Source organism: Thermomonospora umbrina, from assembly GCF_003386555.1.
GTDB lineage: Bacteria > Actinomycetota > Actinomycetes > Streptosporangiales > Streptosporangiaceae > Thermomonospora > Thermomonospora umbrina.
The window spans coordinates 1,303,253-1,316,976 of the sequence record NZ_QTTT01000001.1; the positions used below are offsets into that span (position 1 = coordinate 1,303,253).

General features: G+C 73.4%; 10 protein-coding genes, 1 tRNA gene and 1 riboswitch. Of the genes, 3 read left to right on the forward strand and 8 right to left on the reverse strand.

What is annotated here, in order from left to right; translation table 11 throughout:
- Positions 1 to 4: 4 nt before the first annotated feature.
- The 3 genes from cobN to DFJ69_RS05645 all read right to left on the reverse strand — a co-directional run bounded on the left by cobN (position 5) and on the right by DFJ69_RS05645 (position 6,835).
- Positions 5 to 3,736 carry a cobaltochelatase subunit CobN gene (gene cobN / locus DFJ69_RS05635; protein ID WP_211328519.1) on the reverse strand — a complete coding sequence of 1,244 codons (3,732 nt, stop codon included), beginning with the start codon at positions 3,734 to 3,736 and terminating at the stop codon, positions 5 to 7.
- A 61-nt stretch (positions 3,737 to 3,797) separates the two neighbouring features.
- A riboswitch (cobalamin riboswitch) is annotated at positions 3,798 to 3,923 on the reverse strand.
- Between the two features lie 89 nt (positions 3,924 to 4,012).
- Entirely contained in the window at positions 4,013 to 4,582 is a 570-nt protein-coding gene (locus tag DFJ69_RS05640; RefSeq protein WP_116021491.1) for an RICIN domain-containing protein, read from the reverse strand.
- Between the two features lie 105 nt (positions 4,583 to 4,687).
- On the reverse strand, positions 4,688 to 6,835 hold the full coding sequence (locus DFJ69_RS05645; protein ID WP_116021492.1) for a bifunctional polysaccharide deacetylase/glycosyltransferase family 2 protein: 2,148 nt from the start codon (positions 6,833 to 6,835) through the stop codon (positions 4,688 to 4,690).
- Positions 6,836 to 6,998: 163 nt separating this feature from the next.
- Here DFJ69_RS05645 and DFJ69_RS05650 point away from each other — a divergent pair, with 163 nt between their 5' ends.
- The 3 genes from DFJ69_RS05650 (at position 6,999) to DFJ69_RS05660 (ending at position 8,095) form a co-directional block, all read left to right on the forward strand.
- Positions 6,999 to 7,448: a MarR family winged helix-turn-helix transcriptional regulator gene (locus DFJ69_RS05650; protein ID WP_116021493.1), complete on the forward strand. Its 450-nt coding sequence runs from the start codon at positions 6,999 to 7,001 to the stop codon at positions 7,446 to 7,448.
- A 1-nt stretch (position 7,449) separates the two neighbouring features.
- A complete protein-coding gene (locus DFJ69_RS05655) occupies positions 7,450 to 7,965 on the forward strand; it encodes an SAM-dependent methyltransferase (RefSeq protein WP_116021494.1) in 516 nt (171 codons plus the stop codon).
- A gap of 55 nt (positions 7,966 to 8,020) precedes the next feature.
- A tRNA-Arg gene (locus DFJ69_RS05660) sits at positions 8,021 to 8,095 on the forward strand.
- Positions 8,096 to 8,119: 24 nt separating this feature from the next.
- Here DFJ69_RS05660 and DFJ69_RS05665 read toward each other — a convergent pair.
- From DFJ69_RS05665 to DFJ69_RS05685, 5 genes are all read right to left on the reverse strand, one after another.
- Complete coding sequence (locus DFJ69_RS05665) at positions 8,120 to 8,689, reverse strand: hypothetical protein (RefSeq protein ID WP_116021495.1); 570 nt, start codon at positions 8,687 to 8,689, stop codon at positions 8,120 to 8,122.
- 72 nt (positions 8,690 to 8,761) lie between these two features.
- Entirely contained in the window at positions 8,762 to 10,309 is a 1,548-nt protein-coding gene (locus tag DFJ69_RS05670; RefSeq protein WP_170177544.1) for an ABC transporter ATP-binding protein, read from the reverse strand.
- A complete protein-coding gene (locus DFJ69_RS05675; protein WP_116021497.1) occupies positions 10,306 to 11,163 on the reverse strand; it encodes an ABC transporter permease in 858 nt (285 codons plus the stop codon). The genes DFJ69_RS05670 and DFJ69_RS05675 overlap by 4 nt, the downstream gene beginning before the upstream one ends.
- Positions 11,153 to 12,142: an ABC transporter permease gene (locus DFJ69_RS05680; protein ID WP_245974058.1), complete on the reverse strand. Its 990-nt coding sequence runs from the start codon at positions 12,140 to 12,142 to the stop codon at positions 11,153 to 11,155. The genes DFJ69_RS05675 and DFJ69_RS05680 overlap by 11 nt, the downstream gene beginning before the upstream one ends.
- The gene (locus DFJ69_RS05685) at positions 12,124 to 13,698 is read right to left on the reverse strand and encodes an ABC transporter substrate-binding protein (RefSeq protein ID WP_116021498.1); all 1,575 of its coding nucleotides are present in this window, start codon (positions 13,696 to 13,698) and stop codon (positions 12,124 to 12,126) included. Before DFJ69_RS05685 ends, DFJ69_RS05680 begins: the two co-directional genes overlap by 19 nt.
- Positions 13,699 to 13,724: the final 26 nt, after the last annotated feature.

Below are 13,724 nucleotides of genomic sequence, written 5' to 3' on the forward strand. Positions count from 1 at the left end.
TCCTTTAAGTGCCGGCCTCCAGGTCGCCCTCCAGGTCCAGATACGTGGCGCGCAGCCGGTCGAGCACGTCGGCGTCCGGCTCGGCCCACAGACCCCGGTCGGCGGCCTCCAGCAGGCGTTCGGTGATGCCGCGCAGCGCCCAGGGGTTGGACCTCTCCATGAACTCGCGGTTCTCGGGGTCGAACACGTACTCCTTGGCGAGGCTCTCGTACATCCAGTCGTCGACGACCCCGGCCGTGGCGTCGTACCCGAACAGGTAGTCCACGGTCGCGGCCAGCTCGAACGCGCCCTTGTAGCCGTGCCGCCGCATCGCCGCGATCCAGCGCGGGTTCACCACCCGGGCCCGGAACACGCGGTGGGTCTCCTCCGCCAGCGTCCGGGTCCGCACCTGCTCGGGCACCGCCGAGTCGCCGACATAGGCGGCGGGGTCGGCGCCGGTGAGCGACCGGACCATGGCGACCATGCCGCCGTGGTACTGGAAGTAGTCGTCGGAGTCGACGATGTCGTGCTCGCGCGTGTCGGCGTTCTTGGCCGCCACCGAGATCCGCCGGAACGCCGACTCCATGTCGGGGCGGGCCTCGCGACCGTCCAGCCCCCGCCCGTAGGCGTAGCCGCCCCACACCGCGTACACCTCGGCGAGGTCGTGGTCGTCGCGCCAGTTGCGGGCGTCGATGAGCGGCAGCAGCCCCGCCCCGTACGCGCCCGGCTTGGAGCCGAAGATCCGCGTGGTGGCGCGCCGCCAGTCGCCGTGCCGGGCCGCGTCCTCCACCGCGTGGGCGCGCAGGAAGTTGCGGTCGGCGGGCTCCTCCAGCGCCGCGACGGCCGCGATGGCGTCGTCCATCAGCGCGATGACGTGCGGGAACGCGTCACGGAAGAAACCGGAGATGCGCAGCGTCACATCGATGCGGGGCCGCCCCAGCTCGTCGAGCGGAACGACCTCGAAGCCGGTCACCCGACGGGAGGCGTCGTCCCACACCGGGCGGCAGCCGATCAGCGCCAGCACCTCGGCGATGTCGTCGCCCTGCGTGCGCATCGCGGACGTGCCCCAGACGGTCAGGCCGACGCTGGACGGGTACTCGCCGGTGTCGTCCAGATGCCGCCGGATCAGCGAGTCGGCCAGCGCGACGCCCACGTCCCACGCGTTGCGGGACGGGATGGCCTTGGGGTCGACGGAGTAGAAGTTGCGCCCGGTCGGCAGCACGTTCACCAGGCCCCGGGTGGGCGACCCGGACGGCCCGGCGGGCACGTGGCCGCCGTCGAGGGCGTGCAGCACGGCGTCGATCTCGTCGGAGGTCGCCGCCAGCCGGGGCGCCAGCTCGTCGCCGGCGAACGTCAGCACCTCCGCCAGCCCCAGCGAGCTGCCCAGGACCCGGCCGCAGACCTCTTCGAGGATCGGGAGCGAGGTGTCCCAGCCGTACTCCTCCATGCCCTCGACCAGCGCCCGCGCCAGGCGTTCGAGGACGTCCACGACATCGGAGGCGGTGCGCGGCGGCTCGGGCCACCGCTCGGCGTGGACGGCGAGGCGCTGCGGCACGGGGATCGCGCCCGGCGGGGCCGAGTCGGCGCCCCGACCGTCCGGGCCGGGCCAGACGTGCACCTTGCGGCCCGGCTCGGCGAGCAACTCCTTCTCGTCCACCCCGTACGTACCGGCCACCGCCGCCCGCAGCCCCGGGAACGCCCCGACCTTGCCGCCCCAGACCTGCGTGGCGCGCAGAATGGCGAGGATCAGGTTGACCCGGGCCTCGCCCTCCGGGGCCTGCCCGAGGATGTGCAGCCCGTCGCGGATCTGCACGTCCTTGATCTCGCACAGGTAGCCGTCGACGTGCAGCAGGAAGTCGTCGAACTCGGCCTCGCCCGGCATCTCGTCCTGATGCAGGTCGTGATGCAGTTGGGCGGCCTGGATCAACGTCCAGATCTGCGCCCGCACCGCCGGGAGCTTGGCCGGGTCGAGGGCCTGCACGGTGGCGTACTCGTCGAGGAGCTGCTCGAGCTTCGCGAGGTCGCCGTAGGTGTCGGCGCGGGCCATCGGCGGCACGAGATGGTCGACGACGGTCGCGTGGCCGCGCCGCTTGGCCTGGGTGCCCTCGCCCGGGTCGTTCACGATGAACGGGTAGACCAGCGGGATGTCGCCGAGCACCGCGTCCGGGGCGCAGGTCGCGGACAGGCCCAGGCCCTTGCCGGGCAGCCACTCCAGGGTGCCGTGCTTGCCCAGGTGGATGACGGCGTCGGCGCCGAACTCCTCGTCCAGCCAGCGGTAGGCGGCCAGGTAGTGGTGCGACGGCGGCAGGTCCGGGTCGTGGTAGATCGCGATGGGGTTCTCGCCGAAGCCCCGGGGCGGCTGGATCATCAGCACCACGTTGCCGAACCGCAGCGAGGCGAGCACGATCTCGCCGTCATCGACGTACAGCTCGCCGGGCGGCTCGCCCCAGTGCTCCCGGATGCCCTCGCGCAGCTCGTCGGGGAGCGCCTCGAACCACTTCGTGTAATCGTCGAGCCGCACCCGTGCGGGAGCCTGTCGGAGCTGGTCCTCGGTGAGCCACTCCACGTCGTGACCGCCCGCCGCGATCAGCGCGTGGATCAGCGCGTCGCCGCTGTCGGGGTCCTGCCAGAAGGTGGCGTCACCGCCGAGGTCGTACCCCTTCTCGGCCATCCGCCGGAAGAGCCGGACGGCCGACGTGGGGGTGTCCAGGCCGACCGCGTTGCCGACCCGGGAGTGCTTGGTCGGGTACGACGACAGGACGACGGCGACGCGGCGCTCGGGGACGGGCGTGTACTTGAGGCGGGCGTGCCGCACGGCGATCCCCGCGACCCGCGCGGCCCGCTCCGGGTCGGCCTCGTACACCGGGACGCCGCCGGGGCCCTCCTCCTTGAACGAGAACGGCACGGAGATCAGCCGGCCGTCGAACTCCGGGATCGCCACCTGCATCGCCGCGTCCATCGGGGACAGGGCCGCGTCGGACTCCTCCCAGGTCCGTCGGGACGTCGTCAGGCACAGCGCCTGGATCACCGGGACGTCGAGCGCGGCCAGCGCCCCCGCGTCCCACGCGTCCTCGTCGCCGCCCGCCGACGCCGCCGAGGCCACCGCGCCGCCCGCCGCCAGGACGGTCGCCACCAGGGCGTCCGCCCCCTCCAGCAGGTCGAGGAGCCCTTGGTCCGCGCCGCGCAGCGAACCGCAGAACACCGGCAGCGCGTTCGCGCCCCGCCGTTCGACGGCCTCGCACAGGGTCTCCACGAACGCCGTGTTGCCCGACAGCTCGTGCGCCCGGTAGAAGACCACCCCGACCGTGGGCCTGTCGTCGTGCCGGGGGCGTTCGCCGTGGACGCCGTACGCGGGCATCGCGGCGGGCGGCTCGAAGCCCTCGCCGGTCAGCAGCACCGTGTCGGACAGGAAGCGGGCCAGCTCCCGGAGGTTGGCGATCCCGCCCTCGCGGAGGTAGTCCAGCGCCTCGGCGGCGACCCCGGCCGGAACGGTCGACAGCGCCATCAGCTCGGCGTCGGGATCGGCCTCGCCGCCGAGCAGCACCAGCGGAAGCCCGGTGGCCCGCAGCGCCTCGACACCCTCGGGCCAGGTCTTCCGGCCGCCCAGCAGGCGGACGACCACCGCGTCCACGCCCTCCGTCAGCGCCGGCAGCTCGGCGGGCTCGACCCGTACGGGGTTGGCGGTCACGTATCCGGCGCGCGCCGCGTGTGCGGCGAGCAGCTCGGTGTCGGCCGTGGACAGCAGCAGTACGCGCATGGAGCAGGCCTCCTCCGGGGTTCCGCGCCCCGGCTAGGACGAAGCGGTCGCGACGGCGGGCAGTCTCCTGGCTCCCGGATCACCGCGTGTCCCCCGGCCTTCCGGCATCACGCCGTGGCCTCGTCATGGGGGGACGACGCTCCCCGGTCACAGTTGCGGGACAGCCCCGGATTCGCACCGGGTTCCTCCCCTGCCGTCGCCCGGCAGTCTACGGCGCGGAGGCGGGACGGGCGGCGCGGGCTTCCCGGGCCCTCGCCGCCTCGTCCCGTCCACGGATCAGAAGTAGCGGATGCGCCACCGCTGGTGCGGCGAGCCGTTGCAGTCCCAGAGCTGCACCTTGGAGCCCCGGGAGCCGACGGTGGTGGGATCGGCGTCCAGGCAGCGCCCGCTGTGCGCGTTGCGGATCTCCCAGCCCCAGGCGTCCCGGCCGGTGATGCGCCACCGCTGGTTGGACCTGCCGTTGCAGGCCCACAACTGCACCCTGGTGCCGTTGTCCTCGATGGTGCCGAGGTCGGCGTCGAGGCAGCGGCGGGTGCCGTGGCCGTTGCGTATCCGGGCCGCGCTCTCGCGTCGCCAGAGCTGCTGGGAGGAGTAGTTGCAGTCCCACAGTTGGACGCGGGCGCCGTTCACGCCGATCCGGTTGGCGTCGGCGTCCACGCAGCGCCCGTCATAGGCCGACACCCAACGGAACTTCGGCACCGGCCCGCCCGTGACGGTCCCGGCGGGGACGACGTGCCCGCTCATCGATGCGCGGGCCGGCGCGGGGAGCGTCGCCATGAGCCCGGCGACCACCGCGGCGGCCACGACCGCCATCAGATGCCGACGGCGGAAGTGATGCTGTGTCATCGGTCCTCCGTTCGTCCCAGCATGGGAACGTTCGGGTGCCTATGAGGCACGGTGCCGGCCCGGCATAGGACACTGTGCATTCAGTCCGCCACCATGAGCAACATTTCATCCACCGGCGGCGGTCGCATTGGAGCCCTGCGCGGTGAATGTGCCGTGTCGCCGGATGGTCTGCCAGCGGAGCCGGGTGCCCAGCACCGCCGTGACGAGGGACTGGATGACCACCAGGTACATGAGCTGCCGGTAGACCACCTGCTGGAGCGGGAGCACCCACAGCGGACGCACCCGTTCCCCGTCCAGGCGCAGGGCGTACGCGCCGGCGAGGGTCTGCAGGGCGGTGAAGCCCAGCCACGAGGCGGCCAGCGGGAGCGGCTCCAGGAAGAACAGCCCGTACAGCGTGAACAGGTCCACCGCCGGCGCGAACAGCGGCAGCACCACCTGGAAGATCGTCAGGTACGGCAGACAACGGCGGCCGAACCGGCCCGACCGGCCCCGCTGGACCAGCGACCGACGGTGCTTCCACATGGCCTGCAACGTCCCGTAGCACCAGCGATAGCGCTGTCGCCAGAGCTGCCGCAGCGACGCCGGGGCCTCGGTCCAGGCGATGGCGGTCTCCTCGTACACCACGCGCCAGCCGGCCCGGCAGATCGCCATGGTCAGGTCGGTGTCCTCGGCCAGCGTCTCCTCGCTGACACCGCCCACGTCCAGCAGCGCCCGCCGGCGGAACGCCCCGATCGCGCCGGGGATGGTCGGCATGCACTGGAGCAGGTCGAACATCCGCCGGTCGAGATTGAAGCCGATCACGTACTCGATGTGCTGCCAGCGGCCCAGCAGCCCGCCGCGGTTGGCCACCTTGGTGTTGCCGCTCACCGCCCCCACCGACGGCGCGGCGAGCGGCAGCACCAGGTGACCGAGGGTGTCGCGCTGGAACACCGTGTCGCCGTCGACCATCACCACGATGTCGGCGCGGGCCCGGGCGATGCCGGTGTTCAGCGCGCTGGGCTTGCCGCCGTTGGGCTTGCGGACCAGGACGACGCCGGGCAGGTTCAGGTCGGCGACGATCCGCGCGGTGTCGTCGGTGGACCCGTCGTCCACCACGATCACCTCGAGCAGCGCCGGGTAGTCGGTGTCCAGCAGCGAGTGCAGGGTCGCCGCGATGCCCGCCGACTCGTTGTAGGCGGGCACGATGACCGACACCCAGGGCGTGAACGACTCGCGCCCCCGCCGGCCCCTCCTGCGCCGCTGCAGTCGCGCCCGCACGGCGTGCTCGCGGGCGAACACCAGCAGGAACACCAGCCGCAACGCGGTCAGGACCGCCGCCACCCCGAACAGCGCCACCAGCCCGTCGACCAGCCAACGCGAGCCGATCTGACCGAACAGGACCGTGCGGCCCACCGTCCGCTCGGTCAGCGACGCGGGGACGTTGGCCGCCGGGACGCCGATCGCCTCCGACAGGGTCGTGAAGCGGTGGCCGCGCGCCTTCAGCCGGGTGATGATCTCGTCCACGGCGGCCACCGTCGCGGCCCGGTCCCCGCCGGAGTCGTGCAGCATGACGATGGCGCCCTGATCCCGCGCGGTCTCCGTGAGGGCCCGCCGAACGATCTGATCCGCGCCGGGCTTCGCCCAGTCCTCGGTGTCGCGGTCGGTGAGCGCCACCAGGTAGCCCTGCCGCCCCGCCGCCTGCGCCGCACGCCACTGGGGGCCGGTCAGCTCACCGGGGGTCGCGGAGTACGGCATGCGCATGAGCGCGGTCGTGCGGCCGGTCGCCCCGGCCAGCACCCGCTGCGTCAGGTCCAGCTCCATCCGCACGCGCCAGGACGGGGAGGCCGCCATGTCGATGTGCGTGTACGTGTGGTTGCCGACCTCGTGCCCCTCCGTCACCAGCCGCCTGGCCAGCGACGGGTGCCGGGCGACCTGGGCCCCGACGACGAAGAAGGTCGCCTTGGCCCCGTGTCGGCGCAGGACGTCCAGCAATCGCGGGGTCCACTTCGGGTCCGGTCCGTCGTCGAACGTCAGCGCGATCGTCCGGTCCTTCGGCCGGACGCTGCGCGGCTCCCCCGTGTCGAGGTTCAGCACCGCGCCGCCCCGCGTCACCCGGTCCGGCGGGACGTCGCCGTCCCCGGTGGGGGCGGGCTCCCGGTCGGTGGACTCGCCGACGGCCCCCTGGGCGAACCCGTTCAGCAGCAGCGCCCCGATCAACGCGAGGGCGCCGAGCAGCATCAGCACCCAGTGCCCCCGAGGCTCGCGCGCCCTCATCGCACCGGGGATTCTGCGCATCGAAGTGAGATCACACAGAGACAGCGCCCCATATGCCACATTCGTCACAGGCGTCCGAATAGCGCCGAGGAAGAGGCCGCGCTCTTCGCGTAAGCTGGGGCCCCAGTTAGTTGCTCACGCCGGTTATTGCGGAGGACAGGCCATGGCTCTCCCCGACGACGCCGCCGAGGCCCGCGCCCAGGGCTGGCGCACCCTCGCCGCCCTGCACTCCCGCATCGAGGGCCGCATCGAACGCGCCCTCGAGGACACGCACGACCTCAGCGTCAACGAGTACTGCGCCCTCAACACCCTGTCCCAGCAGAACGGCTGGCACATGCGGATGCAGCAGCTCGCCAACGCCATGGTCCTCAGCCAGAGCGCCACCACCCGCCTGGTCAACCGTTTGGAGGACCGCGGCCTCCTCACCCGCTACCTCTGCCAGGACGACCGCCGCGGCATCTACACCGAGGTCACCCCCGCCGGCGCCCGGCTCCTGGAGGAGTCCCGGCCCACCCACGACGGCGTCCTCTCCGAGGCCCTCGCCGAGGCCGCCGAGCTCCCCGAGCTGGCCCCCTTGGTCAAGGCCCTGGAATCCCTCCTCACCCCCGCCTGACGTGACCGCCGTGAAGGTCCCCGAACGCCTGCGCTGGGCCGTCGACACCCTGGCGGTCCGCCCGGAGGACCGCCTGCTGGAGATCGGCTGCGGCCGCGGCGTCGCCGTCGCCCTCATCTGCCCCCTGCTCTCCGAGGGCCGCATCACGGCCGTCGACCGCTCGGCGACCGCCCTCGAGGCCGCCCGCCGGCGCAACGCCGCCCACCTCGCCACCGGCCGCGCCGAACTCCACCGGGCCTCCCTGGAGTCACTCGACCTGCCCGGCCGCCGCTTCGACAAGATCTTCGCCGTCAACGTCAACCACTTCTGGGTCCGCGCCCCCGACCCCGAGCTGAACACCCTGAAAGACCTCCTCACCCCCGACGGCGCCCTCCACCTCTTCTACGAGCCCCCGTCGGCGACCAAGGCCACCGAGCTGACGACCAAGCTCCTCCCGGCCCTCACCCGCAACGGCCTGACGACCACCGTCATCACCGGGGGCGAAACCCTCCTCTGCCTCAAGGCCACAACCCCCTGACGGCCGTGGCCGGGTGAGGGCCGGTGACCTTCGAGGGGTCAGGCGAGGCGTGCGAGCGTGTGCGGCTCAGCCGAATGGAGCATCGGACTTCTAATCCGACGGTCGCAGGTTCGCCTCCCTGCCAGGCGCGGTGGATTGGTCGCGGCCGTGCGGGTCACTCCAGGCGGCGGAGGATGGGGTTCACCAGGTCGTTCAGTTCCTTGACCATGACGGCGACGGCGTGCCGGGCGGTCTCCTCGACGTCGGCGTCGGGGCCCTCGGGGGCGGCCGGGAGGTGGTCGAGGGGGACGGGGGTGTCCACGAGGAGCATGGTGCGCAGGTGGGGGCTCTTGCTGAGGTCCTCGGCCGAGGGTTCGAGGAACTGGCCGACGGACCGGGGCCATCCGCGCCAGCCCCGGTCGCGCCACCACTCGCGGGACGTGGTCAGCGCGGCGGGAGGCGGCGAGGCCAGCATCACGTGCGCGGTCAGGCTGCCGTCCCAGGTGTTGCGGGTGCAGGTGGCGTGCCAGACCCGGCGGTGCCACCGCACGTAACCGGGGGTCAGGGACGGGTCGGTGGCCAGCCGCCAGGCCGCGCAGGCGAAGGTCACCGGGGCGATGTCCCCCCAGCTCTCGGCGAAGTCGGCCAGGTTCCGGCGGACGTGGTCGGTGTAGCGGCTGACACCCTCGCCGGCGCGTTCCCGGTCGTAGTCGTGGTCGATCCAAAAGGCCGTGTGCTCGCCCAAGTCCCCTCCCGGCGGCGTCGCTCCTCGCCCGGCCAGTCTCGACGAGCGCGGACGATGCTCGAGCCGATTCCGTTATGAGCGGAACGTCGGGAACGTCGCCGCCGGATCGGAGGCGGTCAGCAGCGCCCGGGTCTCGGGGTGGGCGGCCGTGTCCAGGGCGGCGGCGGGCAGGTCCTCGACGATCCGACCGTCGGCCAGGACGACGATCCGGTCCGCGACGCGGCGGGCGACGCGCAGGTCGTGGGTGACGAACACGACCGCGAGGCGCTCCTCGCGGCGCAGGTCGTCGAGGAGGGTCAGGACGCGTTCCTGGGCGAGCACGTCCAGGCCCGTGGTCGGCTCGTCCGCGAGCAGGAGCCGGGGCCGCGCGGCCAGGGCCCGGGCCAGGGCGACGCGCTGCCGTTCCCCGCCGGAAAGGGTGGCGGGGCGCCGGGCGGCCATCGCGGGGTCGAGCCCGACGCGTTCGAGCAGCTCCGCCACGCGCCGCCGGTCGTCGCCCTTGGGGAGCGCCTCGGCGACGACCCGTTCGACCGTGTAGCGGGGATCGAACGAGGCCGCCGCGTCCTGGAACACCAGCCCGGTCTCGCGTCGCAGCGCCCGCCGCGACCGGCCGTCCAGGCGCCATACGTCGCGGTCGGCCGCCAGGACGGCGCCCTCGTCCGGCCGGTCCAGCGCCGCCAGCAGCCCGACCAGCGTCGACTTCCCCGATCCGCTGCGGCCCACGACGGCCACCGACTCGCCCGTTCCCACGTCGAGGTCGACACCGTCCAGCGCGACGGTGGTACGGGCCCGGCCCCGCAGGACCCGCCGCGCCCGCCGCACCGCCCGGAACGGGTCCCCGGGCGGGGCCGCCGCCGGGGGCTCCCGTCGCGTCCCGGAGGCCGACACCAGGGCGCGGGTGAACGCCGCCTCCGGGGCTTGGAGGACCTCGGCGGCGGGCCCGTGCTCGACCAGGCGGCCCTCGGACAGGACGGCGATCTCGTCCGCCCATCGCCCGGCGACCGCCAGGTCATGGGTGATGAGCAGCACCGCGCGGCCCTCGTTCACGGCCTGGGCGCGGACGGCGTCGAGCACGGCCGCCTGGGTGACGGGGTCGAGGGCGGTGGTGACCTCGTCGGCGATCAGCAGCTCCGGCTCCAGGACGGTGGCCAGCGCGAGGGCGGCGCGCTGCACCTGCCCGCCCGACAGCTCGAACGGGTACGCCGACCACAGCGTCCCTGGGTCGAGTCCGCAGCGGCGCAGCGCCTCCGCCCCGAGGCGTTCGGGGTCTCCGGCGGCATGGGCGCGGACGGTCTCGGCGAGGTGCCGGCCGACGGTGACCGTGGGGTTGAGGCTGCCCGCCGCGTCCTGGAAGGCGTAACCGATCCGGCGGCCGCGCACGGCGCGCAGCTCCCGGGGGCCGAGCGCCAGGACGTCGGTACCGTCGAGCAGCACCCGCCCGCCGGTCCGCACCCCGTCCCCGTGCAGGCGGACGATCGAGCGCGCGGTCAGGCTCTTGCCGCCGCCGCTGGGCCCCACCAGGGCCACCACCCGGCCCGCGCCGACCTCCAGCGACAGCCCGTCCACGACCCGGCGTCCGGGGACGTCGACGGTCAGGTCCCGCAGCGTGAGGACGCTCACCAGGCCCTCCCGTCGCCCCGGGCCGCGGCGGTGGCGAGCACGTTGACCGCCATGATGGTGACGACGACGGCGGCGGCCGGGAACGCGACCGTGTACCACTCGCCGGTCAGCAGGTGCGACTGCGCCTCGGTGAGGAGGTTGCCCCAGCTCGGCCGGTTCGGCGGGACGCCGACGCCGAGGAAGCTCAGCGTCGACTCGGTGAGGATCGCGTGCCCCACCTCGAACGCCGCGATGGACGCGATCGGCGGGAACGCCCCCGGCAGCAGATGCCTCCAGAGCACCTGTCCGCGCGACAGCCCCAACGCGTACGCGGCGCGCACGTAGAGCCGTTCGCGCTGACTGTGCAGCTCGGCCCGGGCGACCAGCGCCACCGGCATCCAGCTCGTCGCCGCCACCGCCAGGATCACCGTGCCGGGCGACGGCCCGATCACCGCGGCCAGCGCCAGCACCACCACGAGCATCGGCAGCGACAGCAGCACGTCGGCCGTCCGCGCCACCAGCTCGTCCAGCCATCGGGGCCCGGCGGCGGCCAGGGCGCCCAGCAACGTCCCCGCCACCACCGTGATCGCCGCCGCGGCCAGCCCCACCAGCAGCGACGTCCGCGCTCCATGGAGCATCCGGGACAGCAGGTCACGCCCCACCGTGTCGGTGCCCAGCGGATGCCCCGGCGACCCGGGCGGCAACGACGTCGACGCGGTGTCGGTCGCCGTGGGGTCGTACGGGCTCAGCCAGGGCGCCGCCACGGCCAGCACCGCGAGCGCCACCAGCACCAGCCCCGCCGCCCACACCCCGGGCCTGCGCACCCGCACCGCCACCGCGAGGAATCCGGGCCGCCTCACCACCTCACCGGCCATCCACGCCCCCCGACAGCCGGACGCGAGGGTCGAGCCAGGCCACGGCGAGGTCGCCGACGAGGTTCGCCGCGACCACGATCAGGCCGGTGACCAGGACGATCGCGGTGAGGAGGGCGTAGTCGTGGCCCCGGGCGGCGAGGATGGCCTCGCGGCCCACGCCGGGCCAGGAGAAGATGACCTCGGTCGCGTAGGCGCCGGAGATCAGTCCGCCGACGCCGACGCCGAGCCGGGCGGTGAACGGCACCATGCCGGGGCGCAGCAGGTGGCGGGCGGTCACCGTGCGGCGGGGCAGGCCCCGCACCCGCGCGTTGTCCACGTGCGGGGCGTCGCGCAGCCGCCCCACCCCGGTCTCCACCAGCCGGACGTAGGTGCCGAAGTGGTGACCGAACGCCAGCGCCAGGGCCGGCAGCACGAGGTACGACACGTCGAAGGGCTCCCCCGGGCCGCCCACGCCCCCGGACGGCAGCACCCGCAGCCAGGCCGCGAAGACGTACAGCAAGAGCAGCGACGTCACGAAGCCCGGCATCCCTCCCAGCACGAACACCGCCGCCTCCACACCCCGGCGCAGCCGGACCCGCCGGGTGAGGGCCGCCGCCAGCCCGACCGCCACGGCCCCGGCCATGCTCAGCACCGTGGCGGCGACCGTCAGCAGCACCGTCCACGGCACGGTCTCGGCGAGGACGTCGCGCACCGGACGTCCGCTGCCGTACGAGACGCCCAGGTCGCCGGTGACCGCGTCGCCCAGCCACCGCGCGTACCGGACCGGCAACGGGTCGTCGACGCCCATCCGCCGTTCCAACGCCGCGACGGCGGCGGGCGCGGGCGGACGGCCCCCGTTGCGGGCCTCCAGGATCTGGGCGGCGGGGCTTCCGGGAGCCACGTCCAGCAGCGCGAAGCACAACGCCGACAGGGCGACGACGACCGCGAAGGCCGTCGCCGCCCGTCGGATCAGGAAACCCTTCAGGACGACCGGGCCCACTTCTCGGCGTTCCAGAAGAAGCCGTAGCCGTGGTGCCCGAGCGTGCGCCGCCGCGGACCGGTGAGATCGGCCGGGACGGCGTTGAGGGTCTGCAGGTAGGTGATCCACACGAACGGCGGGTCCTCGATCAACGCCCTCTGGAAGTCCGCATAGGCCCTCTTGCGCTCGGCCGGATCCATGGTGTCGCGGCCCCGTTCGAGGGCCCGGTCCACGTCGGCGTTGGCGTACGTGCCGTAGTTCGAGCCGCCTTTGTCGAGGGCCTCGGAGGAGTGGAACGGACCAAAGACCGAGGAGTCCGCATCGTACGGAGTGCCCCAACCGACCACGAACGCCTGCAGGTCGCCCCAATGGGAGCGGACCCACTCCTTGGGCTGCGGCTTGGGGACCACATTGAATCCCTGCTGCTTGAGCTGGGTGGCGGCCACGTTGAGGATGGCGACGCGCAACGAGTCCTCGGCGAACGTGCTCAGCTCGAAGGTGAGCGGCGTGCCGCCCTTGGACCATGGAGCGTTCCCGTCCCGGGTATAGCCGGCGGCCCGCATCAGCTCGTTCACCTTGGCGGGATCGAGCTTGAACGGGGCCTCGATCTTGAAGGGGCTCTCGTCCAGCGGGCCGGTGGCGGGCCTGCCGTACCCGAGGACCACGCTCTTGACGATCGCGTCGCGGTCGACGGCGTAGTTGAGCGCCTGTCGGACCCTCCGGTCGGCGAAGACGGGCTGCTTCATGTTGAGCATCAGCGCCCGATAGTCGGCGGTCGGGTGGACCTCCAGCCTCAGGTCGTCGTCCCCGCGCACCTTGGCGGCCTGCTGCGGCTGGACGTGCGCGGCGTCCACCTCGCCGTTGCGCAACTGCACGAGCCGGGCGGTGTCGTCCGGCACGTACTTGATGACGATCTTCTTCAGCTTCGGCGCGCCCTCGTAGTAGCCGCCGAACGACTCCAGCTCCGCGTAGCGCCCCGGCTTGAACGCGACGAGCCGGAACGGCCCCGCGCCGACCGGCCGCCGCCCGAAGTCCGCGTCGGTGATCTTCTTGCCGCGCAGCACGTGCTCGGGCAGCACCCCCACGGCCAGCGCGTCCAGCAGCGGCGCGAACGGCCGGGACAACCGGACCCTCACCGTGGTGTCGTCCGGGGCCTCCACCGTCTCGACCGCCCGGAAGTTGCGCGACAGCGGCGCGTCGGCCCCCGCGCGACGTACCGCGTCGAGGGTGAACCGCACGTCCCGGGAGGTCAGCGGCCTGCCGTCGTGCCAGGTCAGGCCCTTGCGAAGGGTGAAGGTGTACTCCCTGCCGTCCCGCGAGACCCGCCAGGAGGCGGCCAGCCCGGGCACCGCCTTGTTGGCGGCGTCGTGCCGGGTGAGCCCACGGAACACCAGTTCGGTGACCGGGTCGGTGTGCTCGTCCTGGAGCGCGGGGTTGAGCGTCTCCGGCTCGTCCCCGATGGCGTAGGTGAACGTGTCCCGGTTCGCGCCGCCACCGTCCCCGCCGCCGCAGCCGGCGGCTCCGGCGGTCAACGTCAGGGCGGTCAGGGCGCCGAGGACAACGACCGGCTTCCGCATAAGACTCCTAGTTGCACATCGTTTGC

Coding starts and splice junctions, on each gene's coding strand:
- cobN (WP_211328519.1), bottom strand. CDS start 3,736: ATGCGCGTACTGCTGCTGTCCACGGCCGACACCGAGCTGCTCGCCGCA.
- DFJ69_RS05640 (WP_116021491.1), bottom strand. CDS start 4,582: ATGACACAGCATCACTTCCGCCGTCGGCATCTGATGGCGGTCGTGGCC.
- DFJ69_RS05645 (WP_116021492.1), bottom strand. CDS start 6,835: ATGAGGGCGCGCGAGCCTCGGGGGCACTGGGTGCTGATGCTGCTCGGC.
- DFJ69_RS05650 (WP_116021493.1), top strand. CDS start 6,999: ATGGCTCTCCCCGACGACGCCGCCGAGGCCCGCGCCCAGGGCTGGCGC.
- DFJ69_RS05675 (WP_116021497.1), bottom strand. CDS start 11,163: ATGGCCGGTGAGGTGGTGAGGCGGCCCGGATTCCTCGCGGTGGCGGTG.
- DFJ69_RS05685 (WP_116021498.1), bottom strand. CDS start 13,698: ATGCGGAAGCCGGTCGTTGTCCTCGGCGCCCTGACCGCCCTGACGTTG.